We start from the raw sequence: 25508 nt of genomic DNA on the forward strand, positions 1-25508 counted from the left end.
ATATTCAATAGATTCTTGACTTCGGTTTGAGCAGCTTCTTGTTCCCTAAATCGGGACTTTGAAGAGATATTACTCAGCCTGCTGAAAAGGGTTAACTCTTCAGAGAAGGTTCGCGTTCAGGCATCAGTCTTGACATCAGTTCGAGGTGGCGAAGTCTAGAACCGAACACTAATACAACGAGCGGCGGTAAAAGCACTGTTAGCGTAGACAGAATGCTGAAAATAGAAACTCCGCTTCCTGCTCCTCGATAGATCAGATTGCTTGATAAACTAAACGCTAAGCTCGCTAAAGCAAGCACAGGCGAAGTGAGATTAACAGCCGCGATCGGTAGCAAAATCGAAGCATACCAGGGCATCACCCAAGGTGTCGCAAACAAAATCAGCACCAATGTTACCCAACCAATATCCGAGATTAAATTAGTTTCGGAGTAGCGCCGTTTTAGATAAGACTTGAGTAACGTAATTCCATAGAAAGCGGCAAATCCTAGAGTTGTCAGGCGCGTAAATAGAGAAAGTAGGTTTTGCTTGGTTTCGATCGCCATTCCAGGAAAGTATGACAGTGATGCACTTAGGAGATAATGAAACGACAGCGCTGTTTTGTCTGTAACTCCTGGATTCAGTAGGCTTCTCCAGGCTTCGATCGTCGGTAGAGCCGTCAGACTTACGACTAGAATGACTACGATCGAGGTTAGGATAGACACTCCGATGTCTTTCCAGCGACGATTTAATAGTAGAAAACTGAACACAAACGGCAACCAAATAATCGGTAACGTTTTTTCCAAAAATCCTAACCAAACCATTAATACAAGCAGGGAATACTTACGCTGCTGTAAGAAAAGCAGTAAAAGCAGCAAAGCATTTGCAACAAACACATCGATATGAGCGCAGAGTAAATGCTCAGTCAGCAATAGTGGATTTACTAAGTAAGCAATAGTAATTTTGCTTCGCCAAGCAGAGTTCTTTAGCAATGTCCAAACCAGAAACCCATTAACCGCATGAAATATCAGACAAAGCAGTTTGAAGAAATAAATCCCTGCCACTAAGTTAACTTTCACAACTGCTGCTGCCGCCATGAAAATCAACTGTGAAACAGGGCCATAAGTTGAAGACTGTGACCATGCAAGAAATGAAGATAAGCTAGAAGAAAAACTATCCGCAGAATTGAGATAAGGATTCACTCCAGCTAATCCCATCAGCCCGTAGTGAAGATATTGATAGATATCGAATGTGCGTGGATAGGTCAGAAAGGGTACGACTAAAAATAGAGCACAAACGCTCAGGAGCTTGTTAAAGCTTGGAAAATTCTCTTTTTGCTTCTGAGCTAACCACAGAATATAGACGATCGTTGCTCCAATAAACTCTAGATTGATGCGCAATCGCGTAAGCTGATTGGGAAAAGGTTTATGGTGATCCTGAAGGTTTGAAAGCACACTATGAAGATTGCTCCAGCCTAGAATGCTAAGCTCAAGGCAAAATAATATCGTAAATACGGCTCCAAAAGTGAACAGTGCTTTCTTCTTTGTCATAACATTTGATTGAGTTGAAACGACGAGTAACTATAGAACTGATCTATTTCATCTTCGGCTGAGAAACACCCAGGATGTCTGCATATTGCTGCGTACAGGTCGCCCAAGTGAATTGATTTAACCACTCAGGATCAATGATGCGCTTTGGAGCCGCTAAGGTCTTGAGAATTGCTGCCGCGATCGCATCACTATCTCCAACTGGGGTAAGTTCACCGTAGCGACCTTGAGCTAAAATTTCAGCCGGCCCGCTTTTACAATTGGTGGATATGATTGGAGTTCCCAGTGCCATTGCCTCGACTAAAACGGTGGGCAATCCTTCCCACTCAGAAGACAGCGCCAACATAGCTGCTTTTGCCATGTAAGCATAAGGATTTTGAGTAAACCCAAGTAAAGCCACATCATTCGATAAGCCTAAGCTTTCAATCAATTCGATCAGCCGTTCCCTTTCAGGGCCATCACCCAGGATTGCTAACCGAGCCGGTCGAACTTGCCGAACTTGAGCAAAAGCACGAATCAAGGTCGGAAAATCTTTTTGCGGATGCAACCTGCCGACAGCCAGAACAACGGGTGGTTCTCCAGACCGAAACCACGGATGTTCGACAGGTTCTTGCGCCAGCGTGAATAATTCAGGCAGAATAATCGGGTTATAGATGACTTGAATGCGATCGCGCTTCAACCGAGTAATTCGGCTTAAATCCTCAGCCACTCCCTGAGACACAGCAACAATCTCATCGGCCCAGGGATAAAATAGCCGGGCAGCAAGCGGAGTAAGCCGAACAGATAGCTGAGGAATGCGCTTTGACTCGATCGACAAGTGATTGTGTTCTGTCACAACGATTCGAGTCGATACTCCTGCTAGGCGCTTTGCCCAGAGTGCAATCTCACAAGGGTAGTGTAGTGCTGCAAGTAGTCGTTCTGGCTGAACTTGTCGAAGATAGCGAACTAATTTCGGCAAACTCAGCGGCACCCACTTTGCCTGGAGATCAACAATGCGAATCTCAGGAGGAACTTGTGATAGATAATGTCCTGACGCTCTAGCCAATACCAAATCGACGCTTAAACCACGATCGATAAAGCCGCGGGCTAGATTGAGCAATACTTTTTCCGCTCCACCTCCATGCAATTCGCGCAGAAAAATCGCAACATCAGGAGCAGGGTGAGATGTTCGATCAGGCTGTAAAGTTTGAGATTGAGGACTGTGCTTCTGGAGATTGATGGTCATAGAGTTAGGCTGGGGAGTAAAAAGCTAGGGCGAATAGGCTGCTACAAAAGCAATTATCTTGCGAACAATTGCTTTGTTTTAATCAGAAATACTTGAGACTGTTTGGGTGGTAAGGAAACAAATGCGACAATTTTCACCAGTGCTATCAGCATTCTTTTCCACTCCAACACTATCGAGAAGTCGTTTGCGATCGCGCTCCAAAGAAATCGAGCCGCACACAATCCGTTTTGCCGACTTGGGGTAGATCCTAGTGAATTGAAGGTGAGATAGCGGTAGAGGGCAGAAAGGCTGCGCTTTTTCAGGTGCTGTAGGGAGATGGGTGCTTGGTTAAATGCCGCTTCAATGAGGTGCAAGCCTTCTGCCTCCAGTTTTAGGAAGTTCGATGACATCGAACCCGCCGTAACTCGATACAGCACTTGAGGCGAAGGCACTGCAACAAACTCGTAGTGAGCAGACAACCGCAACCACATATCCCAGTCGGCTACGGAAGATAACGCTGGATCAAAGCCACCCGTATCAGCAAAGGCTTGTCGACGAATCAAAGGATTAGAGCCATTTTCTAAAAGATTGTGCAGCAATAGCTTCTCATAGATATTGCCCGATGCCGTAACATGATTTCCGGCGCAAAAGAACTTGCCATTCTGGTCAATGTAATCCACCCAGCTATAGGCGACTGCTGCTTGAGGGTTCTTCTGCAATGCTTTGTACTGTGCTTCCAGCTTGTCTGGTGTCCAGAGGTCGTCCGCATCGAGAAAGGAAACGTACTCTCCCGTTGCTTGAGCAAACCCACGATTGCGGCTCGTTGATACGCCTGCATTCTTGTAGGAGAACACTTTAACTCGTGGATCTGTGACGCTAGAAACTACGTTCAAGGTCGAGTCTTTTGAACCATCATCGACCACAATCACTTCAAAGTCTGTGAAAGTTTGATTTAGCACAGACCGAATTGTTTCTTGAACTGTCTTTTCGCTATTGAATGCTGGGATGATTACAGAAATCTCTGGCATCTTCTTCACCTAACTTTGTGTGCTGATTGGCTTAGGCTTTTTTGCTATCTCTAAACGAACGATTCGCTTTGCTGCTTTGATCGCTGCATATGAGTGTCCAGGCGGCAGAAGAGTCACCAAAGATATCTTTGCTAAGACTCTTAGGACTGTTTTCCAGCCGAGGAGCATAGATGGATTATTTGCGATCGCGTTCCAGAAAAATCGCGCTGCAATCAGCCCGTTTTGCCGCTTCGGAGAGCCTTCAAACGCCTTAAAGGTGAGATAGTGATAAAGATTAGCAATAGCATTACGTTTTAGGTATTGTAGGGATTGGGGTGCTTGACTAAACGCTTTTTCAAGCATTCTCAAACTTCCTGTTTCCATTCTTTGAACGTTACAAGACACGGAATTACTAGACATCCGGTATAGAACTTGAGGCGAAGGCACTGCAACAAACTCATAACGAGCAGACAACCGCAACCACATCTCCCAGTCTTCTCCGAAAGCTAGTGTTGGATCAAAGCCGCCTACATCAGCAAAAGCTTGCCTACGAATTAGCGGATTAGACCCATTTTCTAAAAGGTTATTTAGCAATAGTTGCTCATAAATATTGCCGTTTGCTGTGACGTGGTTCGCGGAGCGAAAGAACTTCCCGTCCTGATCGATGTAGTCCACCCAGCTATAGGCGACTGCTGCTTGAGGATGTAACTGTAATGCCTGATATTGTGCTTCGAGCTTGTTTGGTGTCCACAGGTCATCCGCATCGAGAAAGGAAATGTACTCTCCTGTTGCATGAGCGAATCCACGATTACGGCTCGTTGATACTCCTGCATTGTCGTAGGAGAATACCTTGACTCGTGTGTCTGTGATACTGGAAACCACGCTTAAGGTAGAGTCTTGTGACCCATCATCGATCACAATGATCTCTAGCTCTGTGAAGGTTTGATTCAACACGGACTGGACTGTTTCTGTGATAGTATGTTCGCCATTGAACACTGGAATGATTACAGAAATTACGGGCATCTGCTTCACCTGACAATATAAATGTATTTGCTTAATAAATGTATTTGCTTAGTACAAGGAGCTAGCACGCTTACTTTCTAAATCACTGGATTCATCAGAATTGCCTTCGTTAGTACCCGCAGACAAAACCTGCACGATCGTGTCTGCTACAGCGTCCCAGTTTAATTGAGTTCTGATTTTGTGGCGCGCAGCTTGAGACATTGACTCTAGACGAGCAGGATGGCTCAGGAGATCAATCATAGCGGCTGCTAGTGCGTCAGGTGTGAGCTGGTCAAGTACGATTCCATTGTGCTGATGATCTACAATCTCTGGCATTCCGTCCCGATCGCTCACGATGCAGGGCACACCATAATTCATCGCCTCCATAATAAAGCGCGGAAAAGGATCACAAGGAGCAGGAGCAGCCACGATATCGGAGGCAAGAAACAACTGCTTTAGTTGTTCGCGTGAAATGTCTCCTGGATTTTCAACTCCCGCCCGTTGCTTGAGTAGCTTTCTGCCAACTAGCACTAATTTTGCATCTGGCAAAACTTGTCTGACCTGCTCGAAAGCAGCGAGAACGAGATCCCCACCTTTACGCTGAAAGTCCGACCCGTTAAATAGAATCTGCTGGCTACCGAAGGTTTTTTTGCCTTGATAAGGCTCCAGAAAATCACCGGCTCCACCCACTACAGTGATGCGATCGGACGGAATTTGATAGTCTTCAATCAGCGATCGCCGCACTACATGACTTTGAACAAATAGATGCTTGGCTTTCTCGAAGAGTTGTTGTTCGCACTCAAGCCATTCCTCTCGTTGTGTGCGGTTGAGAAAGTAACCCCAAGGAATTTCACTCTTTTCAGAAAGGCGCATTGTATAGTCTAACAACAAGACATAAGGGATATCTTGCTGATCCCACAACGGACTAAAGGTATTAAGAAGGTGGAATACCAAATCTGGTTTGTACTCTAGCTGCTTAATTGCCTGCTCAAACCGCCGAGATTTAGCAATAAACTCGCGTTTGTTTTTTTCATACAAAGTGTCTGCTTTGCTCTTGGAGAAGACCCTCAAAGCGTAGACATATTTCAACAGTAGTCTTGGTATTTTTGCGTCATACCACTCGTTTTCACGCTGCAAAATTTGTACCTGATTACAGCGCGAAGCTAAAGCTTGAAAAAGAAAATTGTGTCTCGCTATATAGGGAGCTTCTCCGGTTGCCAGAATATTAGCTTGTAGCATTTTAGGTTTTACCTCTTGTGATTACTTATTTCTGATCGTTGTGTTATGCAGGCTCTCGCAGCCTCACAGATGCTCGATCGCTTCGATCTGCTTCCGCCATAGCAAAGATTGTATGTGCAATTTGATCCGCGATCGTGTTCCAGTTCAACTGCGTTTTCATTTTGTGTCGTGCTGCCTGAGACATCACAGTTAGCTTCTGGGGGTCATTGAGCGTATTGATCATCACTTCTGCTAGTTGTTCTGGTGTTATTTGATCGATAACAATTCCATTGATGTCGTGATCAACAATCTCCGGCATACCATCGCGATCGGAAACAATGCAAGGAGTACCATAGTTCATCGCTTCCATCAAAAAAGTTGGGAAGGGATCGCAATAGGCAGGGGCAACGACTAGGTCGGATTGCAGAAATAACTGATGCAAGTCCGAACGCGAGGCGATATGACCTGGATTCACAATGCCTGCTTCTTCAAACGGCAGTTTTTTACCCACGACGACAAGCTTAGCTTCGGGGATCACGCGCCGAACTTGTCTGAACGCTGCCAAAACAATCTCTCCGCCTTTGCGCTCAAAATCTGAACCGTTAAATAGAATCTGTCGGCTACCGAACGTTTTTTCACCCGCGTAAGGTTCCTGAAAATCTCCAGAAGAACCGACAACAGTTATCTTATCCGCAGGCATGCCATAGTCCTGAATCAGCGATCGCTTCACCACATGACTCATACTAAAAATGTGGGTTGCTCGGTGGTAGGCTAAACGCTCACACTCAAACCAGTCCTGACGGGATCGATCGCTTAAAAAGGTCGCCCAAGCAGACCAATTTCGTTCTGCAAGGGCGGTTGTGTAATCTAGCAACATCGCATAAGGAATGGTGTTATTCCACGCCGGACGATAGGTGCCAAAAATCTGAAGCACGAAATCTGGTGGTTTGCTCAGGCGCTGAATTCTGCGCTCTGCTTGTTGGGACTTGAGTACAAACGCCGTTTTATTCTTTTGAAACACAGCATTTGCTTGACTTAAAGAGCCTGTCCGCAGCGTTAGCAGTCCTTTGAGAACTGTTCTCGGTAACTTGGCTTCGTACCATTCACTTTGTCGAGGCAGAAAGTCTAGCCGACTAAAATGACTTGATAAAGCGTTGAATAGAAACTGGTGACGCTCCAAGAAGATCGATTCACCTGTCACCAAAAGAGATTTAATTTCCATTGTTTTATGGGAGTGTTTTATGCGAGTTAAAGTACAGCCACAAAGGATGAAGACACGACAAGCCAATAAAGTTAGGTGACAATTACATACTGGCTTTGATTGGCTCTGCGATCGATAAAGGAGTAAATCCTTCAGGGCTAATACAAAACCCTTGGCTCAAGTCAGTTAGGCTCGGATCAGCAAGTCGAGGTAGTTTTTCCCAAGCAGCCTGATCCCCAAACTGCGTTTGTAGGTATCGGCTTGACTTCCAATTCATGAAGTGCAGATACATCATTTCCTCACCCGTTTCAACGGTTAATTTACCTTGATACCAAGACCACTTTGTCGGATAGCGGTATGTCCCATCCATCCACGGAAAATCAGACAAAATGGTGCTGAAGCGCTCTTTAAAGAGATGATTTCGCTTGTAGGGATCGAAAACTGCCCACGCTCGACGCACAGGCGATGGAAGTCGCCGATGCCCCAGCAGCAACTTGCCGAAAAATGCTTCATCTATCCCCGAAATTAAGGGTTGGCTCATGAGGTCTTGCCAACCGGGGATCTTACGGAAAGCATGAATCCATTGTTCGTTATTCTTGATGAGGAAGAGGTGTCCAGAGACGCGATCGGGATGAGTTGACAAGGTGTTATGGCATAGAGCTTCATCTGTGTAGAACGCTCTTAGATTGCCGTAGATGACATCAATGTCACTAAAGCCAAAATAATCATAACCCTCTAGATAGTCTTGATGAATCACTCCATACGCAGGTCTAAGATTACAGATAGCATAAGAAGATTGGGTGTTGAAGTTAATTCCCAAGCGATCGGAAGCCATCTGTTGATAGTCTTGAAAGCTCATCCGAACAAACCGAACGTTGGTCGGAGCATTCTCAGGAATCGGACAATCTGTAAAGAAAAGCCAATCGATCGTCGGATTCCAGCGGCAAGATTCGAGATAAAACCTAAACCATTCAGGCCACTGACCGAAATAGGGCATTAATAGAATAATCTTTTTCTGCATAAACCTTAACCACACCGAATTACACAATCAAATTACACGGGATAACAGTGGGAACTATCGACTATGACGCAAAGCAATCACGCGATGAAACAACTTAGTTAGCAACAGTTGATATTGAAAAAACTGCTCAGGAACAAAGAAGCGGAGACATAACACATAAGTCAGTAAGAAGGTAAAAGGTCTTAGAATCAAAGGCATTTGCAGTGAGATTAAAATTCCTGGAACACTGAGTAGAACTGGAATAAAGCAGGAAAGCAAAAATTTTCTCAGCGGCCAGTGGAACTGTTTACACGCAGCCCACCAGTACAAGAGCGTCCAGATGATCCCCAGCACGACCGCTACCGCCAAACTCACGCCCACGATGCCACCTTGCCAAGCCCCAATCACAAAGCTAAGCACCGCAATCGGAGCCATCTGAAGACTGACTTTCGCATTCAAATCTGGGCGACCTTTCGCAACTAACATCGAGTAAAGTGGCGAGTTCACCACGCGGAAATATCCATAAAACAATAATCCAGGTAGCACAGTACAAATCGGTATCCAGTTCGCACCAAAGAGCAGCGTCACAAATTGGGGATCGAAGACTAGAAAAATGATCGCGTAGCTCGCAGCCGCAAAGAACGCAACCTGCTCAACCACCTTGAACAACGCATCTTCTTGCTCCTCGATCGGAAGCTGTGCAAAAACAGGCATTCCTAACTGATTGAGCAAAGAACTCAAAATGCTAGACACGGTCATTGATAGCTGATACGCAAGGTTATAAAACCCCAAGCTGGCACTGCCTAAAATCTTGCCAACCGTGAAGTTATCCGCATTAAAGCTAAGATATAGCCCGATACTTGACCCCACAGAACCCAAACAAAAGGTGAAAACTTCCGATCGTACCTCTGGATCAAGTTGCAGCCGGAAACGGTGTCTTGAGTAGTGCCGCGATAGCAAGCAGTTGATCACCCAAGAAGCAGTATCTCCAATCACAAACGACCAGTATTTGAACCCAAGCAAGGCGGCTCCAGTAGTACAGAGTAATCGAGTCAGCGAACTGACTAAACTGATATGCGCTAACGCTTGGTACTGCATTCGGCGCGTCATGATCCCGCTGTAAACATAGGCAGCAGAGGACAACACCAGATTAAACGAGAATGCAATTAGGATACCAGTCAGTGCAGGTTCACGAAAGAAGTCAGCAACTACGGGAGCAGTCACTACCATTGCCAAGGCCAGTACCACACCCGTCAGTAAACTAACGGTGTAGCTTGTATTAACATACTTCGGATTATCCGCGCCCTTGTAGATAATAAAGGCTCCGGCTGTGTCTTGAGTAAATAGCGTAAACAGTGACCAAAACACATACGCAATCCCAATTACGCCAAAGTCTGCGGGCTGAAGCAATCGCGCCAACACCACGCTACTGAGAAAGACAAAAATTCGAGTGACAAACGTGGCGTAGGTAATCCACAACCCACTTTTAATCAGTGAGGTTGATTTCATAGACTTTTGCTCTGGATTGTTTTTGCAGGGGTCGATCGATTGTGAGAGACATCAAGCGATCTCCGGATCAATTGTTTAGACAAGGGTGAAAGCTTCACTGCAATCAGCGTTAACAACGATCGAGGGTCAGTGTAAAAGATAGAGCGATCGCTCTTCCAGGCCTGCTGTATCAATTGTTGCGCTTGTTGGGTATCCCCTCCTGTTAGCGCCAAACGAGCTAGGAAACGATACATATAGGCATAGGCAGTCGGTAGGTACGGTTCAAGCTGTTCTCTAGAGCGTTGATAAGCCGCTTGAAGCACTTGTTCTTGCGATCGCTGCATTTCCGCCACGTTAAACGAAAGTCCAGACGGGCGAACCCGGTAGCAGCACAAAGGACGAGGCTCCCGGTAGAAACGCCATCGACCTGTTGCTGCGACCCGTAACCAAAAATCGATGTCTTCACAACTACGCAGGGCTTCGTCAAACTCTCCCACTTCATCTATCAGAACTCGACGAAACACGGCATTTGAACCATGACCGACAAAGTTCTTATACATCAAAGACACTAATGGATCAGCGGCAATTGGCTTGCCGCTCAAAGACATCCAACTGCGCTGCCCATCATCGCGAATGATGTGTGAAGCACTGTAGACTATTCCAACGCTGGGATCACGATCGAGCCGCTCGACATGGTTGGTTAACTTATCGGGTTCGTAGCGATCGTCTGCGTCTAGTAGCGCAATATAGTCAGCCTGAGCCTTGTGAATTCCAGCATTGCGAGCCGATGACAAACCCCCATTCGGCTTTGTGATCAGTTGAAAGCGCGAGTCGCGTTGACAAAACTGCTCAGCGATCTCAACGGTTCGATCGGTTGAACCATCATTGACCACGATCGCCTCGAATGCTCTTAGAGACTGCTGCTCCAGAGATATCAAGGCTTCTTCAAGATAAGCGCCAACATTATAGGCTGGAATGATGACGCTAACTTTAGGTTTGCTCATGGAAATTTCTTACCTCGAAAACTCCTACACCATGCGCTAAAGGCTGCAAGCGCGTGAAATCACAGCAAAATCACGGCGCTGATAACCTAGTAGGCACCTCGTCGATCGAACACAATCCAAAGCGTTTTCCCAATGATCTGGAGATCATAGAGTGGAGTCCACTTCGCTTGGTACTGAAAATCAAGCTTTAGAATCTGCTCGAAATCATGAATCTCAGAGCGACCGCTCACCTGCCACTCTCCGGTAAGACCTGGCTTAACGTTCAAGCGCTGCCAGTGATGCGATTCATATTGAGTCACTTCATCCTCGGTAGGTGGACGAGTCCCAACTAAGCTCATCTCTCCGCGTAGTACATTCCAAAACTGGGGTAGTTCGTCTAGGCTAGTTCGCCGCAGAAATCGTCCTACTCTTGTCACGCGGGGATCGTGCTTATTCTTAAAGACTAATCCTTGCGCTTCATTGGGAACTTGGTCTTTCAACAGGTCTGCATTCTCCACCATTGAGCGAAACTTACAGATATAGAAGGGCTGTCCCCGCAGACCGAATCTTTTCTGTACATAGAGAATTGAACCTTTACTGTCTAGCTTAATGGCTAAGGCGATGGGAATAAAGACCAATGCCAAAATACATAAACCGACAATACTTCCAACTACATCTATCGATCGTTTAGACACCGAAACCGTAGAACGATGCTGAGGTAATGAATTGAGCGATACAGGAATCAAATCGTTAGCAGTAGGCACCAAATTTGAGAAAGCTACGATCTTCATTTTTTGTCACCGCCATCAACAGGAAATAGATTAATCGATGATTATTAAAGAACTAGGACTGTCTTAAAAAGTAATAGTTCCAGCAAACTTGTGGTGTCAACAAGGCACTGTGGTGTCAACAAAATATTGATGTAAAAGCGAATATCAAAAGCAATGCTGAGTATTAATGTAGATCATAGCGGCAAGCACGAAAGGGACAAGGCAGTTTTTGTAAAGATGCAATGAAGATTTCTAGATTAAAAATTGTTACGTCCTACGTATATACGGAAAAAATAGGGTGAATCTTCTCCCTCTAAAGGTGTAAGCCCGTAATTCTTCATGAAAACTATAAATAACGTACTAGATTTATGAAATTCCTGTAAAGCCTTGATAAATATGCCTGTTGCGCTTTGAGGAGGTTCAATTAATTTTTCAAGAATTAATGAAGTAAAGCTGGATGAAAAATAGCAGCTAAATTCGACCAATCCTGCTCACAGTCACAGCTTCTGCAACTCGCGCGTTAAATTCAAGCTAGTTTTTATTCACTGCATACCTCTTTTGGGAGATGTTCCTGTGATTTGCGGCTTCTTATGATTCGGGCTGTTACGCTTAGGCATAGGAATTAGTCGTGCTTCGGAAAAGAGCCTGTTTTTCATTAAGGCCATCTCTCCGAGATTCGAGAAAATAAACTGTGTAGTATGAAGCTTTCCTGCACACAGCGCAGACGGCTTTCGCTTCTCAGCTTGACTCAGTCTGAACCAGTTTAATGGTTCTGTAGTTTCCGGGTTCTGACTGTTGGGGCAGAGGTTATAAGAGTGCTAATTGCTATCATTTATCAATGTTGATCACTTAGAGCTTCGGGAGGAGAGTGCGCTCTAAGCTGTGCTTCTACCGATAATTGCATCCTGAATGCTTTGAACTAAAGTCACTCTTTAGCTGAACTCACCCTAACGATCGCTAGATAAAGCCATCCAAGCAGCTATGATCGGACAAACAAAATTGCACCAATTAAAAGATTCACCCAGTTTGAGTGTCTATTTGCTAGGGCGGCGGATTACTTGTATGACGGTTGCCGCGATTGTCGATGCCATTCATACGGCTTGCACTGAGGGTACAAAGCTCACGGTGGCACATTACAATGTTCACGGCTTCAATTTGTCAATGCAGCTTCCGTGGTTTCATAACTTTCTTCAAAGCGCCGAGATCGCTCACTGTGATAGCGTCGGTATTCTCAAAGCGATCGGCTTCATGGGTCTGAAGCTACCCTTGCAGTATCGTGCTTCCTACAGCCTTTTGATGCCTAAATTGTTGTCGCACTGTAACCAGCAGAATTTTTCGATTTTTCTGCTAGGCGCAAAGCCAGAATGTGTCGATGCCGCGATCGCACAAGTTCGGCAGCAGTACCCGAATGTGCAAGTTAGTGGGCATCATGGCTACTTTGACATTCACAATCCTGATGCAAACGGACAGGTCGTGCAACAAATTAATCAAGTCAAGCCGCAGATTTTGGTGGTTGGTATGGGAATGCCCATTCAGGAGGACTGGATTCGCCTCAATCGAGATCAGTTGGATGTCAATGTGATCATGATGGGGGGTGCAGTGATCGATCGCTTGGCAGGCATCGTTCCAGACTGTCCACCCCTGCTTTCTGATTTGGGATTAGAGTGGGTGTATCGATTGTTTCGTGAGCCGAAGCGCCTAGCAACTCGCTATTTACTAGGCAATCCTGCATTTCTGCTCCATATTGCCTTAGCGAAAGCGTATTCGTTTTCGCTGAGGGTGCAGCTTATGGAGCCGCTTAGCCGCTCTAAAAAGCTTTCTAACACAGGAGTTGAGTCGATTAGAGCAGAGTTGAAGTCCGCTGAAAATCGACTGGTTGATGCTGACGCCATCTCTGGATAAAGAGCGATCCTAAGTGATACCAGATTGATTTGTGGATGCGACAGATTCTCGCCCCCTAAATCCCCCATTCTGGGGGACTTTGAGTATGATCTGTCGCATTCTATGTTTAATTCGGTATGACGCACCACACTGATGCTTCGTGTACCCCATAAGGGCGCGAATCTCTCGTAAAGACACGAACACCGTAGGTGCTTTACTGCATCTACGGTGTTCGTGTCTTTACCCGAATTTGTAGCGAGTCTGTAGGAATTGAGGGAGCAACCTGGGTAGATGAGCGTGAGTGAGTCCGAATTAACCTTGTCCAGATAGCTGATCCCAGCTTGTGAAGCGAACGTGCTGACATTCTGCTTCACACAGTACCGCTCCTAACCAGACAAAGAAAAACCACAGATTGACTGCCATCCAGCTAAGCGGAGTGGCATTACAAGCAATATAGAGTGCAATTAGCCCCGCGAATGCCCATTTACAATTCGCGCTACCTCGAATGGCAGTCGCATAAGCTGCAAAAAGAGTCAGAAGCATTGCAGCGATCAAAGCGATAAATCCTACGATGCCATTCAAATATAGAACAGCCGCATAGGTCGAGAATGAACCCAGCGTAATGTAGACATCTTCGTAGAGGTGCGCTTTCCCTCGGATTACACCCCAGCCAATCCAAGGAGACTGCTGCCAAGCCTCAAGCGTTTCGCGCACCACGATCGCACGTTCCTGCGAAGAAGATGCACGCACCTGTGTAAAACCCTCGGCAGGCTTACGCAAGAGTTCCTCGATCGTCAAACCAAAGATGCTGCATCCCATCAGCGTCGCTGTCATACTCCACAACGAAAGCTGGCGAAACAATCCACTTTCAAGACAAGCACCAACCAACAAAGCAATCGGCAAACAAATCCAGGCACTCCGGCTTGCGCTCACGGTCAATCCGGCAACCGCACCAAGTAGAGCGAAACGTCGGAGTTGTTGATCGCGCTCTCCTAAACAAATCAAAAAACACAAAAGCGAACACAGTCCTAAAATTGGGGGATCAGGTGTGTAGAGAACTGTTCTGGGCAATGGCACCCCAAAAAACGGCGCTAAATCTGCAAACATTACCCGCAAGCTACCCTTATCCCCCGGAAGCAACCGCGCCAATGGTGGTGTGTAACCATCGCCGCCAATGTTGAGAATCAGCATGGCAACTTGAATGCTGATCGTCACCAAATAGCCTGCTGACATCCAGGCGATCGCTCGCGTCACAATCTCGACTCGTAACCGATTGAAAAACGGCAAAGCAAGACAAGCAAAAATGAGAAAGTAGCTTTTTGCAAATGTCACTACTGCTGCCGCTGCGACCATTAAATCAAACCCCATGTCGTCGATCCCCAGTGCTGCTGTCCAAAGCATGGCGATCGACATCGCTAACCAAGCCCAAACATAGTTGGGTAATGACTTTTGAATCAAGTGATCAAGGCTAAAGTGAATGGCTAACAAGCCAATGACAAGAGCAGGATAGAAAAGGGGCTGAATTCCCAGTAACCACCAAAGCGGTGTGAGAATGATTGTCCAGTAAATTACGCGTTCTGAGCGCGACAAAGGACTCATTTCTGGAGTGATAAACTTCGGTTTAATCGAAGGCAGATCGAACATACGGGTTTTAGAGGAGTTCCAGTTAGTGATTAAAGGGTCACTCTATTACTTTAGATAGAGAACAAGCGTACTTTAGACCATACTTCAGATAGAGAACCAGCGCGATCAAGCAGATCACACACCAAAGACAAGGCTAGTTCTACTGGTCTGGGAAGGGTAACTTTAAACCAAATTAAAAAAATCAGCCGATCGATGCATTGCACAAGCTTGAATGATTCCGAACTCAGGTTACCTGGCTATTGCTGACAAAAGTTGGCTTTGCTGGAACAAAAAAATTCTATCTATTTGCATATTGAATACAGTAACATTCTTCGTAAAATATAAGTCAACTCTAGACTTGTCAGGCATCTACGGAAGTAAGGGAATGAGAGACATTCACCTGTTAAGAAATATCTGTAAAGAACACTTGTGTGTGAAACAATTTGTTTGAAAAACGCAACCCTCTTCCTGACTCAGTGAACTACAAACACTCAGTGAACTAACAAACAAATTACATGGAATTGTTGTTGCTTGACCATAATTTGCTATTTTGGATACCTGAAAATCTTCTAGGAGCGATCGCATGAAAAAAGTAGTATCGATTGCTTCTAGGCATTGGAAAGCGCTGCTCGGCCTTAATGCACTTGTTGCAGCCGCAGCAATCGCTGCGATCACAACCACTCCTAAAAGCTGGACAGCAACGGCTCAACTCATTCTACCCCTAACAAATGGCGGGAACCTGGATGCTAACTTAGGCACACTTGGCTCTTATCGAGAGAGTGATCCAAGCTTTTCATCTCAAATCAACCCGCTCAAGATTCAGCAAGCGGTGTTGTCGAGTGATGCTTTACTCGAAAAAGCCTGGAAGGCTGATCCAGAGCGTACTGGGTCAGACAAACCGCGCCACTATGGGCAGTACTTCAGCGTGACGACCTTAGATCAGACGAGCATTATGGAGCTAGCAGTGACTGGATCGAGTCCAGAAGTTGCGAAACAACGAACGATCGCGATTCTTAATGCTTACAAGCAGCGCCTTGGCGAACTGCGGCAGGCAAACAGCACTGCACGTGATGCGACGACGCAAAGACAGCTTGAACAAGCCCGACAAAGACTGCTGAAAGCACAGACTGAGTTAGCGCGATTTAAGCAGGCTACAGGTTTGGTCAATGATGAAGAGCAAACCAAAGGGCTGGTTACAGCCATCAATACGTTAGAGACTGAACAAGCTCAAGCCGAAGCCGAAGCAAGAGCAAACCGATATCGTGCTAATACGCTAGCAGCCCGATTAAATTTATCTTCCGCTGCCGCAGTTCAAGCGTTGGGGTTGGATCAAAACGAAGATTACAAGCAAATTCGCAGTAAGCTTACCGAAGTAGAAACGACGCTAGGTAGATTGAGAGCGACCTTTACCGATCGTACTCCTCAAGTTCAAAGAGCACTGGCTGAGCGCAATAGTCTCCGGTCTCAACTCCAGCAGTATGTTGGGCAGGCAGCAGGACGGATTAACGCTAATACCAACTTCACAACCGGAGCAGAAGGACGCGCTGAATTAATTCAGCAGTTGGTGTTATCAGAAAGCGATGCGAATGGACAACAGCAACGCGCTGAACAACTGCGGCGACAGATCGCACAACGACGACGATCGTTGTCCGCGCTTCCTGCGAATCAAGCTAAGTTAGCCGCATTGCAGCGACAAGCAGATGCGACGGAAGGGTTGTACAAAGGGCTAGTGGCTCAGGTGCAGCAGTCGAATCTAGATGCTTTTAATGCTTATCCCAATATTCAGGAATTAAATGCACCTGTAGTTGATCCGAAGCCAACTAGCCCGAAAAGGTCGGTCATGTTGATCAATGCGATCCTGGCTTCAATCATCGGTAGTATAGCGCTGCTGTTACTTCTGGAGGCTCGTAACCCGCTGCTCAGCCCGAAAGATTTGCAGTCGATGAAATTTGCTTTAGTGGCTCGGATTCCGATGTTCAAGCGATTGTCGATCGACCCGAATCTAGGCACTGAAAGCGAGATTGAGTTTCAGCGCTTGGCATCAGCCGTGAGTTTGCAATCGCTCAGGAGTCCGCGTCTGTTAATTACCAGTGGGATGGCGGATGAGGGAAAAACAACAATCACTCTCCAGCTTGCTTATGCTTTAACCGATTTAGGGTTTAGAGTATTGCTTGTCGATGGAGATTTCCGTAAAGCCGAGTTAAGCCATCAACTTGGATATCCGCACAATGCTTTAGGCAACTTCCAGAACGATCGTGCTCTGAGTGGTCACGTGGTGTCGTTGCAGCCGAATCTGGACTTTGTGCCAACAATGCCACATCAAGGGAAGATTGTCGATCTGGTAACGCGAGGACGGTTTGAGCGCTACTTAGCAGCAGCAGAAGCACAGAACGATTATGACTATGTTTTAGTCGATAGTGCGCCTGTTAGCTCAACTAGCGAAACTGCGCTGATGGCTGCGATCGTGCCTTACGTGCTATTTGTGGTTCGTCCAGGTTTTAGTGCCCGGAATGCCGTGAATGATAGTCTAGAGCAGTTAACGCAGCATCAAGCGAGATTACTTGGCTTGGTACTCAATGGCGTAGAAGCTCAGGGAAGCCCTTATGCGTATCGATCGAACTCGTCCTTAGCAAGTTATTCGTGACCTACGCAAGCATCTCAATGAGGTAGTGCCCTTCAGGGCAGGATAGAATAGGGCGTGGCATCAAAGAGGTTTTGAGTGGAAGTCACTGACGACGACAATGCTCAAACGCGAGAGATCGTTGGGACCCAGTTGGGAGATCGGAGTGCGGTATCGGCTCAAGCGTTGTGGGACTCGATGCCGCCTGTATACCGGCAATGCGCAGTGATTTACACTGACCATTGGAGCGCTTATGGTGCAGTGCTACCCAGGAAACGACATCGCAGTGTCGGTAAAGACGGTGGGTTGACAGTTATAACGGGTGTCCCGGTTGGTCAGAAAGTGCTTGTCGTTCTCGAAAAAGTTAGGCAACCACATTTCAGCCATTTGGAATTTTGTGTATCACTACATTTTGTGCACCACTACAAGGCGACACGACGACGCAAGCTAGCTTTTGTTTGATGCCAGACTATTCTCCTAACCTTCTTGAGCCTTCGTAACTCTCATCCGTTTGATCAAGCAATCGGTGCGGAAACAGAACTTGTTTCAATTGTTGACCGATCGCTTCGAGTGAGAAGGCTTGTTCTGCTCGCTGACGCGATCGCGCTCCTAGTTGAGTCCTCAACTCTGGCTCGTTTAAGACACGATCAAGGCCCTGCATCAGTGCAGAGGCATCTTCACGCGGCACGATCAGCCCACCAGAGTTTTCCTGCTCGATGAGAATGTCCGGAATGCCGGGTGCATCGGTGGCAACAATCGGCAAGCCTAATGCCATTGCCTCGATCGGTGCAACTGGAAACCCTTCGTGACGCGATGCCAGTGTGTAAAGATCCGCCGCCGAAAGATACTGCTGAATTAAGCCGCGATCTCGCACGTATTCGTTGATCCACAAAACTCCGCGCAGTTGCTTCGCGGCGATTAAGTCACTTAATGCTTGTGCATCGCTCCCCGTGCCCACTAGCACAAGCCGCAAATCCCGGTGCGGGTATTTCTGACATAACTGCTCCCAAGCTGCGATCAAAATGTCTAATCCTTTGCGGTGCAAATCAATCCGCCCGTGACTGATGACGACATCCGCTTCGATGGGGAGACCGAGCGCAGCGCGGCAGGAGTGGCGATCTCTGGATCGCCACTCCTGCACATCCATTGGATTGAAAATTTGCGCAATTTTCGCCCCTGGCATGCGGTAGCGTTGCTGCAACCTTTGAATTTCCGTTTGAGTTGCCACAATCAGTCCAGCAGAGTGATGAAGAGAAGACGGACGGACAAACCGTTCTAAGCGGCTCAACTGAAAATCACCACCCTGAAAGGTTGCAAATACAGGCAACCGCAACCATTGTCCCAGCAGCACACTTAGATCAAATCGAGCATACTCGTATTCCTGGCAAAGAATCGCTTGACACTGTTCACGCCTTAACTCCTCTGCTAAAGACAAAAGAGGCGTTGCCAGATACGGCGCAATATCCTTCAGCAGTTTTAATGCTGGACGACGCGACTGAGGTTGCTTGCCGAAAGTTTCCTCGATCGTCCAGCCATAAGGATGACGCATGGGACGACGTGCGACACTGTGGAGCTTTGAGGCAGGCAAGAAGCAAAGCGTTGCCCCGGTCGGTTGGTGAATTCGTCGTTCTGGCTGTGTGACCTGGTTTGAGATGCAAAAAACCACGGTTCGTACACCCACTCGTTTAAGCGCTTCAACATAGCCAAACAGCCAACCTCCCGTCATTTGCGTACAAAATGAATCCAGAGAGACCCCAATGCTGTCGAGAAAGTCTTCAATCAGATCTCCCCAAGGCAACAGTGCGATCGTTGGTTGAGTTAGGGAGTTTTGAGTTGGAGAATTTTGAGTTGGAGAGCTTGCTGTCATGTGCTGCTCCTTAGATTTTTTGCCACATCGAAGCTGTTTCTGTTCCCGTGGCTTCAGGTCGATGCAGCCAATAGCCTATCCACATTAATGGACTAAGCAGCGTACAGAGTGCCTGACGGGTGTAGCGTGATAAGCGTGAAAAAGCAATATCATGCCCGACGATCGTGAGAGGATTAATAAACGTCGCAGTCTTTTGACAAGGAAGTGCGATTAAGTCTTGTAGCTGCTCGATCGTGTAGCCGCGCCGCACATGCCCCCAATCTGCCATCACTTCTTTGTCTTCCGGGCAGATGGGTTTCATGAAGCGGTAGTAAGGAAATCGCCAGTTTTCATTTGGAGTGCTAATTAGCAAAAATCCACCTGGCTTGAGAACACGCTGTGCTTCTAGGATGGCAGTTTTGTGGTCGGGGATATGTTCTAGCACATCAAACATTGTCACTGCATCAAAGCTATGGTCTGCAAACGGCAGTGCAGTTGCATCACCACAGACAAACCGCACCCACGCTTGTTGATTACAGGGCGAGTGTTCATGCTCAGGGTCCAGATCAAGATTGGTAATCTGAGCATTCGGGTAAAGCATCGCAGTGAGACCGCTAGAGCCACCGCCCACTTCAAGAATGGACTGGAGCGATCGATCCGGTGCAATGCGATAAATTGCCCGCATCTTCTCACGGTAGAAAAAGCCTTGAGTCAACGGATGCGGAAAGGGATTACGGGACAAGAACTGCGGTAATGGTACTTTGTGCATTGTTTTCATAGAAGACATAGGAAAATTGGGACAGTAAAGTTACTCAAAAAGTATGAATCTACCGAATGCGACTAGGAAACGCAGCAGATTACTGAGTTGTGTGAGGTAGCCTTCTTTGCAGGATACTCAGGGTTAGAGCAGGTAAGGCAGACAACACTGATCTCAGTGACCAATTCTTCGGATCGCTACTTATTTCTGCGGCATACCATTGCACATCGATCAGGTGCCCGAATATCTTGATAAAGCGTAAATAGGTCTGCATAAGCGACTGCGAATTATCAAGAATAGCGATGTAGGGAACGTTCAGCTTGGGATTTGCCATCGCTGACCGCAATTGCAGAGTTTCGTGCAGAGTTTCGCAGATAAAACCCAACCCCAGCCAGATAGCCCAAAAGCTCAATCTCCACTGTTCTTCGCTCTGCTCTTTGCTCTGCGGTGGGGTTCTTAAACAGTCCTTTGAGCAAGCTCAGCGTGCGCTCCTTGAATGTAGCCAGCAAACGCCGCAGATTTCCCCAATGTCGATACTTCTCAAACTGAACCAGTAATGCAGCACTATTTCCGCGCATATAGGCATACATCTGTTGCTGCAAGCTCTCCATGTCTTGCCGATGGTAATGGTAAACCACAGCAGTCGGATGATATAAACATAGCCAGCCTGCGGCTAAAACCCGATACCAAAACTCCGAATCTTCGCTACACCCAGAGGCTCCAGCGCCGAGTCGCGGATCAAACTCACCGACTTGCTCGATCGCTTTGCGTCGGATTGCCATATTTGCCCCAGCTCCAAGCTCCCAAACCGGAGCGCCGCAATATCTCATGCCCTCGAAAAACTGAGCATCAAACACGCGAGTGCGATAGCCCCGATTAAAGCTATGACGTGATTCAAAAATCCATTGCGACTCAGTTTCAAGCTCTGCGGCGATCGCCAACCCCAGCACGACCATCACGTTCGGATTGTGAAAGCCTTGCATGAGTCGCCAGATCCAATCGGGATGTACGACAACGTCATCATCGGTAAACGCAATCAAATCACCACAACTGTGAGCAATGCCAGTATTTCGCGCTCGACTTAAGCCCGGTTGCGACTCTAATACATATCGAACTTGGGGAAACTGCGCCATCAGCTTGCGTGTGGCATCTGAACGAGGAGCGCTGTCTACGACTAAAATTTCGGTTGGCGCAACAGTGAGGCTTTGCAGCGATCGTAGACATTGTTCAAGTTGTTCAGGTCGATCGCGGGTGCAAATCACGACCGAAATGGTTTCATCTGGCACTCGTCGATCTGTTGCAATCTGATCGAGCAAGGCTAACGGGCGATCGAGCGATTGCAGCGTAGCAAAATCAGGTGGCGGAGCTGGAATTACATTTCTGCAACCTTTTGGTAAGGGGGGATTGAAGCCATGATCGAGCAAATAACTCCCGATCGTTGGGGTAATCGTTTGCAGAGCAAGATCGGTGAGTTGTGCTTCTGACAGAGGCAACAGTGACTCTGGAATCTTTCGATGACCAAGCGGAATGTTGCGCCACCAAAACACAACATATAACCCTTGATAGCCCGGCTCTAAGTGCACTGCTGGAAAGCCTGCGCTCAGATCTAAGTGTAGAATTTGACAGGGAACCATAGAGTTCACGAAAATTGCCTCCGAATTTGTTGAATGCGATTGCGAGATCGACCATATCCACCCATCAGCCCCTCAATGCCACCCCATAACTGAGCTACCACCATTGCAGGCGGTAAAACCCGGCGATCGTGACTAAAGCTCTTACGAAGTTGCCTGAATTGGTCTTTGAACCACCAGCGAATCAGGCTATAAAATCTTGGGCGCAGTGCTGGATCGGTTTGGCAGGACTTCACCACAAACGCCATAAATCCTAATCCCCAACTCCAATACTGTCGCCGTAGCTTTTCATATTCGCGGCGATGGCGATGAAATACAAGATAGCGCGGCTCATACACTAACGGATAGCCCGCTCTGACCACGCGATAAAAGATATCTAAATCGCCCCCTCCTGGAAGCGGTGCCCCCGTATCTAACGCATCATCAAATCCACCCAGTTGTAGCAAGGCATCGCGGCGAAATGCCATATTGCAGCCTGCTCCAAAAATTCCCGACCCGCAGGGATAAAAGGGATTATCTGGCTCCGATTGCCCATAGTAAATTCTGTCAAATCCGCGCCGAAAGCCGCCCGCTTGCTCAAACAAGACCTGGGCATCGGTTGCTAGTTCATAGGGTAGCACCAGTCCTGTAAACGCCGCAGCCTCTGGGTACTGGGCGATCGCGCTCCGGAGGCCTGCAAGCCAGCCGCGATCAACCGCAACATCATCATCAATAAACGCCAGCATCTCGGTCTGAACCGTCTGTAAAGCGCGATTGCGGGCAAAGTCAAGACCCGGTTTAGGCTCTTGCACGTAGTGCACTGTAGGCAGCGATGCGACCAGCGTTTCAGTTCGCTGATCTGAAGGCGCGTTGTCTACCACAAGCAGTTCAAAAGCGGCGGGATCACCCTGTAGGGCCAGTAAATGCTGCAAGCACCGTGCTAAATCTTCTGGGCGATCTTTAGTGCAAATGACAACGGTGAGCGTAGGCAGGGTTTCTGGCTTCGTATCTAGAGACAACTCATCCCCAATGCTCTCTTGCAGAATCTTCTCACCCACTTCTGCCGCAATCCACTCGGCGATCGTGTCTGGCAGAATCACACTATTTGGGGCAAGCGACTGCATTAAAAAACCAATGGCACGATCGCGGCGACGAACGATTAAACCAATGCCCGTCTGTGCCTCCGATAGCGTTAAGGTGGGTAGAGGTTGGGTAATTTCAATTTCATGCAATAAGTAAGGCACTTCGGATTTCCTCTGGGTTGAACTTATACTAAATCTCTAAAATTCAGCGATAGATGAACACCTTAAACCTCGTAACTCAAGGCTTTTTCAATCCAAAATTGGTCTTAGGCACTGCGGTATTGCAACTGGTACATCTTGGTGAATAGTCCGTTCAGTTGAAGGAGATGCTGAAGGTCTCCTTGCTCCACCACTCGTCCGTGATCCATCACAATGATTTGATCGGCTTGCTCGATCGTCGAGAGTCGATGTGCTATCACGATCACGGTACGGTTTTGGCTGAGTGTTGCCAGCGCCTGCTGGATTAAGTCTTCGGAAATGCTATCTAGGGCATTAGTGGCTTCATCTAGAATCAGGATGTCAGGATCGCGAACGATCGCCCGTGCCAGAGCAATACGCTGACGTTGTCCACCTGATAACCGCATACCGCGATCGCCCATTTCGGTTTCATAACCGTAGGGCAGTTGCAAAATAAAGTTGTGAGCATTTGCCAATTGGGCCGCGGCAATAATTTCATCATCTGTAGCATCGAGCCGTCCGTAAGCAATGTTTTCGCGGATGGTGCTGCTGAACATAAACACATCCTGGCTGACAATCGCTAAGCGATCGCGCCAAGCATTGAGATTGAATTTTTGCAGGGGAGTGCCATTAACATAGATTTCTCCTTCGCTCGGATCGCAGAAGCGGCAGAGCAAATGGATCAGCGTCGATTTTCCTGCTCCAGAGGGACCAACGAGTGCCGTTGTTTTACCGGGTGGAATCCAAATTGAAATGTCCTCTACCGCAGGCTTTGTCTGTGCAGGGTAGCGAAATGCAACATTGCGAAACGAGATCGACTGCTGCAAACCTGGAAACGGCAGCGCTCCTGACTGGAGATAAGGCTTATCAGAGCGATCAAGCAAAGTACTCACTTCAGCGATCGAGCTAGTCAGGCCAAGCAAAGATACACAAGCGCTATCAATTTGTTTGATCTTCGGCTGTAGTCGATAGAGGATAAACACAAAGGTCAGCAAGGTTGGCAAAGTCGTTTGGGCTTGATTGACCGCAACAACCAAAATAAACAATACGAGAGTCGCAGATAGCAGTTCCGACAGGGGGGGGACAATACCGCTCAGCACTGCTAATTTGAAAAACATGTCGCGGACTTGCCCCGAGGCGGCATCAAATCGAGCTTGTTCATAGCTTTCGCGTCCAAATGACCGAATCACCCGCATTCCGCCTAAGCTTTCCCACATTCGCCCAGCAAGGCGTTTGTTGGCTTCTACAGCCTCATAACTGTAAGGCTTCACGCGACGAGTAATCGTTTGAATACTGAGCGAAATTAGCCCAATCACAGCGCTGACAATCAAAGTCAATTGCCAGGAAATCAACAGCAAAAAACCAACAAGCACCAAAACAGTGCAAATATCAATAATTAAGTTCACAAACACTTTCAGCGCTTGACTGGTTTGCCAGGTCTCTGTGCCTAAAGTATTCATGAACCTACCCGACTCGCTGCTTTCAATAAAGCTATAGCTCACCCTCATTAACTGCTGATGGATCTTCGATCTCAGCTGATGACCAATGCGGGAGTCAAGCCAAGCAAACAGAATTGCATTGCCATAAGTCAGGCAAGACTTGACCAGAATGCAGCCAAAGATAAATAAAGCAATGAGAAAAAAGCGCTGATTCGGCGAAACATTTCCCAAAACCTGAGTCAGGAAGCGCAGAAAAGAATTGCTGGTGCCTTGAGAATCTGGCTGCTGAAGGCTTTCAAACAAGGGAATAAATAAGCTGATCCCCAGTCCTTCTGATAGTGAAGACAAAATTCCCAGCACCACGATCGTAGGAATTGCCCAAGGATAGAGCTCCAAAAATGGCAGCAGTCCTCGAATTGGCTCCAATGTTTTCAACATAAATTTTTTAATGAAAAGCCATGAGGTCTTTATTGCATTGTCCGGTTAAGTGTATCCCATGATCCAGAAGCTTACTGTCATGGGTTATATCTATCGTTAAAGAAATAACAACTTCGGAAATAATGTTAGACAAAGAATTATTGCTCAACATCTTCAATAAGATGGATGTTACGAGATGTGTCAATATCGATCGGTATAGCTATCGCGAGATAGCGAGGGTATATCACAAGCAAAGCGATCCGGCTCAAGTGTTGCAATTTCCCTGCTGACAACATATGGACAAAGCAAACTTTTGCAGTTGGTTTTTCCGAGTTGGTATAGAATGTCCAAGACTAAACTACTGAGTTTTCAGTTCAGTCGGCAGATTCATTGCTGATACTCAGTTCCAGCATCTACCACGATTACTCAATCTTGTTGTAATTTACACGAACACATTTATGTTCGCCATGAAAGAAAATTAGGGAGCTGGTGAAGCGTTTGTAAATCTTGAATCAAGCTTGCTCGTCCTAGGGGTTTTGCTCTAGTTCGTTGCACTCTAAGTTTTTCGCAAATCGATCTGTTTACATTACTTGATGCTGCAAAAGTATCAAGTGAGCGAGTTTGACTTGTTTAGTTCTGGCTTGTTCAATCTAGTCTCACA

18 protein-coding genes and 1 pseudogene are annotated in these 25508 nt (G+C 47.0%); 3 read left to right on the forward strand and 16 right to left on the reverse strand.

The features are described 5' to 3' along the window. Positions 1 to 91: 91 nt before the first annotated feature. The 10 genes from NC981_RS09955 to NC981_RS10000 form a co-directional block, all read right to left on the reverse strand. On the reverse strand, positions 92 to 1525 hold the full coding sequence (locus NC981_RS09955) for a hypothetical protein (RefSeq protein ID WP_348242698.1): 1434 nt from the start codon (positions 1523 to 1525) through the stop codon (positions 92 to 94). Between the two features lie 43 nt (positions 1526 to 1568). Continuing rightward, the gene (locus NC981_RS09960; protein WP_348242699.1) at positions 1569 to 2747 is read right to left on the reverse strand and encodes a glycosyltransferase; all 1179 of its coding nucleotides are present in this window, start codon (positions 2745 to 2747) and stop codon (positions 1569 to 1571) included. Between the two features lie 53 nt (positions 2748 to 2800). Beyond that, on the reverse strand, positions 2801 to 3754 hold the full coding sequence (locus NC981_RS09965) for a glycosyltransferase (protein ID WP_348242700.1): 954 nt from the start codon (positions 3752 to 3754) through the stop codon (positions 2801 to 2803). 9 nt (positions 3755 to 3763) lie between these two features. Beyond that, positions 3764 to 4756, reverse strand: a complete 993-nt coding sequence (locus NC981_RS09970; protein WP_348242701.1) for a glycosyltransferase — start codon at positions 4754 to 4756, stop codon at positions 3764 to 3766. Positions 4757 to 4804: 48 nt separating this feature from the next. Next, the gene (locus tag NC981_RS09975; protein ID WP_348242702.1) at positions 4805 to 5974 is read right to left on the reverse strand and encodes a glycosyltransferase family 4 protein; all 1170 of its coding nucleotides are present in this window, start codon (positions 5972 to 5974) and stop codon (positions 4805 to 4807) included. A 43-nt stretch (positions 5975 to 6017) separates the two neighbouring features. Next, complete coding sequence (locus NC981_RS09980) at positions 6018 to 7175, reverse strand: glycosyltransferase family 4 protein (protein WP_348242703.1); 1158 nt, start codon at positions 7173 to 7175, stop codon at positions 6018 to 6020. A gap of 82 nt (positions 7176 to 7257) precedes the next feature. Then, positions 7258 to 8175 (reverse strand): DUF6625 family protein, encoded by a 918-nt coding sequence (locus tag NC981_RS09985; RefSeq protein ID WP_348242704.1) that lies wholly within the window; start codon positions 8173 to 8175, stop codon positions 7258 to 7260. Between the two features lie 54 nt (positions 8176 to 8229). Then, a complete protein-coding gene (locus NC981_RS09990) occupies positions 8230 to 9663 on the reverse strand; it encodes a lipopolysaccharide biosynthesis protein (RefSeq protein WP_348242705.1) in 1434 nt (477 codons plus the stop codon). After that, on the reverse strand, positions 9660 to 10646 hold the full coding sequence (locus NC981_RS09995; protein ID WP_348242706.1) for a glycosyltransferase family A protein: 987 nt from the start codon (positions 10644 to 10646) through the stop codon (positions 9660 to 9662). The genes NC981_RS09990 and NC981_RS09995 overlap by 4 nt, the downstream gene beginning before the upstream one ends. Before the next feature lie 86 nt (positions 10647 to 10732). Next, complete coding sequence (locus NC981_RS10000; protein ID WP_348242707.1) at positions 10733 to 11416, reverse strand: sugar transferase; 684 nt, start codon at positions 11414 to 11416, stop codon at positions 10733 to 10735. A 960-nt stretch (positions 11417 to 12376) separates the two neighbouring features. Between NC981_RS10000 and NC981_RS10005 the strand changes: the two genes are divergently transcribed. Beyond that, positions 12377 to 13297 carry a WecB/TagA/CpsF family glycosyltransferase gene (locus tag NC981_RS10005; RefSeq protein ID WP_348242708.1) on the forward strand — a complete coding sequence of 307 codons (921 nt, stop codon included), beginning with the start codon at positions 12377 to 12379 and terminating at the stop codon, positions 13295 to 13297. A gap of 291 nt (positions 13298 to 13588) precedes the next feature. On the opposite strand, the gene NC981_RS10010 is transcribed toward NC981_RS10005, so the two are convergent. Continuing rightward, positions 13589 to 14920: an O-antigen ligase family protein gene (locus tag NC981_RS10010; RefSeq protein ID WP_348242709.1), complete on the reverse strand. Its 1332-nt coding sequence runs from the start codon at positions 14918 to 14920 to the stop codon at positions 13589 to 13591. A 562-nt stretch (positions 14921 to 15482) separates the two neighbouring features. On the opposite strand from NC981_RS10010, the gene NC981_RS10015 reads away from it, so the two are divergent. Both NC981_RS10015 and NC981_RS10020 read left to right on the forward strand, forming a co-directional pair. Further along, positions 15483 to 17543: an AAA family ATPase gene (locus NC981_RS10015; RefSeq protein ID WP_348242710.1), complete on the forward strand. Its 2061-nt coding sequence runs from the start codon at positions 15483 to 15485 to the stop codon at positions 17541 to 17543. Between the two features lie 129 nt (positions 17544 to 17672). Next, positions 17673 to 17970, forward strand: a pseudogene (locus NC981_RS10020) (IS1 family transposase); the annotation flags it as partial. 18 nt (positions 17971 to 17988) lie between these two features. On the opposite strand, the gene NC981_RS10025 reads toward NC981_RS10020, so the two are convergent. The 5 genes from NC981_RS10025 to NC981_RS10045 form a co-directional block, all read right to left on the reverse strand. Beyond that, positions 17989 to 19386, reverse strand: coding sequence for a glycosyltransferase family 4 protein (locus tag NC981_RS10025; RefSeq protein ID WP_348242711.1), 1398 nt, complete (start codon positions 19384 to 19386; stop codon positions 17989 to 17991). 10 nt (positions 19387 to 19396) lie between these two features. Then, positions 19397 to 20143, reverse strand: a complete 747-nt coding sequence (locus NC981_RS10030) for a class I SAM-dependent methyltransferase (protein WP_348243219.1) — start codon at positions 20141 to 20143, stop codon at positions 19397 to 19399. 269 nt (positions 20144 to 20412) lie between these two features. Continuing rightward, positions 20413 to 21756: a glycosyltransferase gene (locus NC981_RS10035; protein ID WP_348243220.1), complete on the reverse strand. Its 1344-nt coding sequence runs from the start codon at positions 21754 to 21756 to the stop codon at positions 20413 to 20415. 5 nt (positions 21757 to 21761) lie between these two features. Next, entirely contained in the window at positions 21762 to 22976 is a 1215-nt protein-coding gene (locus NC981_RS10040; RefSeq protein ID WP_348242712.1) for a glycosyltransferase, read from the reverse strand. A 104-nt stretch (positions 22977 to 23080) separates the two neighbouring features. Beyond that, the gene (locus NC981_RS10045; RefSeq protein WP_348242713.1) at positions 23081 to 24868 is read right to left on the reverse strand and encodes an ABC transporter ATP-binding protein; all 1788 of its coding nucleotides are present in this window, start codon (positions 24866 to 24868) and stop codon (positions 23081 to 23083) included. Positions 24869 to 25508: the final 640 nt, after the last annotated feature.

Origin of the sequence: Leptolyngbya sp. DQ-M1, from assembly GCF_039962505.1 — a bacterium.
Classification (GTDB): Bacteria; Cyanobacteriota; Cyanobacteriia; order Leptolyngbyales; family Leptolyngbyaceae; genus Leptolyngbya.

What these genes read in the sequence shown, in the direction of transcription:
- NC981_RS09955 (WP_348242698.1), bottom strand. Translation starts at nt 1,525, where the DNA reads ATGACAAAGAAGAAAGCACTGTTCACTTTTGGAGCCGTATTTACGATA.
- NC981_RS09960 (WP_348242699.1), bottom strand. Translation starts at nt 2,747, where the DNA reads ATGACCATCAATCTCCAGAAGCACAGTCCTCAATCTCAAACTTTACAG.
- NC981_RS09965 (WP_348242700.1), bottom strand. Translation starts at nt 3,754, where the DNA reads ATGCCAGAGATTTCTGTAATCATCCCAGCATTCAATAGCGAAAAGACA.
- NC981_RS09970 (WP_348242701.1), bottom strand. Translation starts at nt 4,756, where the DNA reads ATGCCCGTAATTTCTGTAATCATTCCAGTGTTCAATGGCGAACATACT.
- NC981_RS09975 (WP_348242702.1), bottom strand. Translation starts at nt 5,974, where the DNA reads ATGCTACAAGCTAATATTCTGGCAACCGGAGAAGCTCCCTATATAGCG.
- NC981_RS09980 (WP_348242703.1), bottom strand. Translation starts at nt 7,175, where the DNA reads ATGGAAATTAAATCTCTTTTGGTGACAGGTGAATCGATCTTCTTGGAG.
- NC981_RS09985 (WP_348242704.1), bottom strand. Translation starts at nt 8,175, where the DNA reads ATGCAGAAAAAGATTATTCTATTAATGCCCTATTTCGGTCAGTGGCCT.
- NC981_RS09990 (WP_348242705.1), bottom strand. Translation starts at nt 9,663, where the DNA reads ATGAAATCAACCTCACTGATTAAAAGTGGGTTGTGGATTACCTACGCC.
- NC981_RS09995 (WP_348242706.1), bottom strand. Translation starts at nt 10,646, where the DNA reads ATGAGCAAACCTAAAGTTAGCGTCATCATTCCAGCCTATAATGTTGGC.
- NC981_RS10000 (WP_348242707.1), bottom strand. Translation starts at nt 11,416, where the DNA reads ATGAAGATCGTAGCTTTCTCAAATTTGGTGCCTACTGCTAACGATTTG.
- NC981_RS10005 (WP_348242708.1), top strand. Translation starts at nt 12,377, where the DNA reads ATGATCGGACAAACAAAATTGCACCAATTAAAAGATTCACCCAGTTTG.
- NC981_RS10010 (WP_348242709.1), bottom strand. Translation starts at nt 14,920, where the DNA reads ATGTTCGATCTGCCTTCGATTAAACCGAAGTTTATCACTCCAGAAATG.
- NC981_RS10015 (WP_348242710.1), top strand. Translation starts at nt 15,483, where the DNA reads ATGAAAAAAGTAGTATCGATTGCTTCTAGGCATTGGAAAGCGCTGCTC.
- NC981_RS10025 (WP_348242711.1), bottom strand. Translation starts at nt 19,386, where the DNA reads ATGACAGCAAGCTCTCCAACTCAAAATTCTCCAACTCAAAACTCCCTA.
- NC981_RS10030 (WP_348243219.1), bottom strand. Translation starts at nt 20,143, where the DNA reads ATGAAAACAATGCACAAAGTACCATTACCGCAGTTCTTGTCCCGTAAT.
- NC981_RS10035 (WP_348243220.1), bottom strand. Translation starts at nt 21,756, where the DNA reads ATGGTTCCCTGTCAAATTCTACACTTAGATCTGAGCGCAGGCTTTCCA.
- NC981_RS10045 (WP_348242713.1), bottom strand. Translation starts at nt 24,868, where the DNA reads ATGTTGAAAACATTGGAGCCAATTCGAGGACTGCTGCCATTTTTGGAG.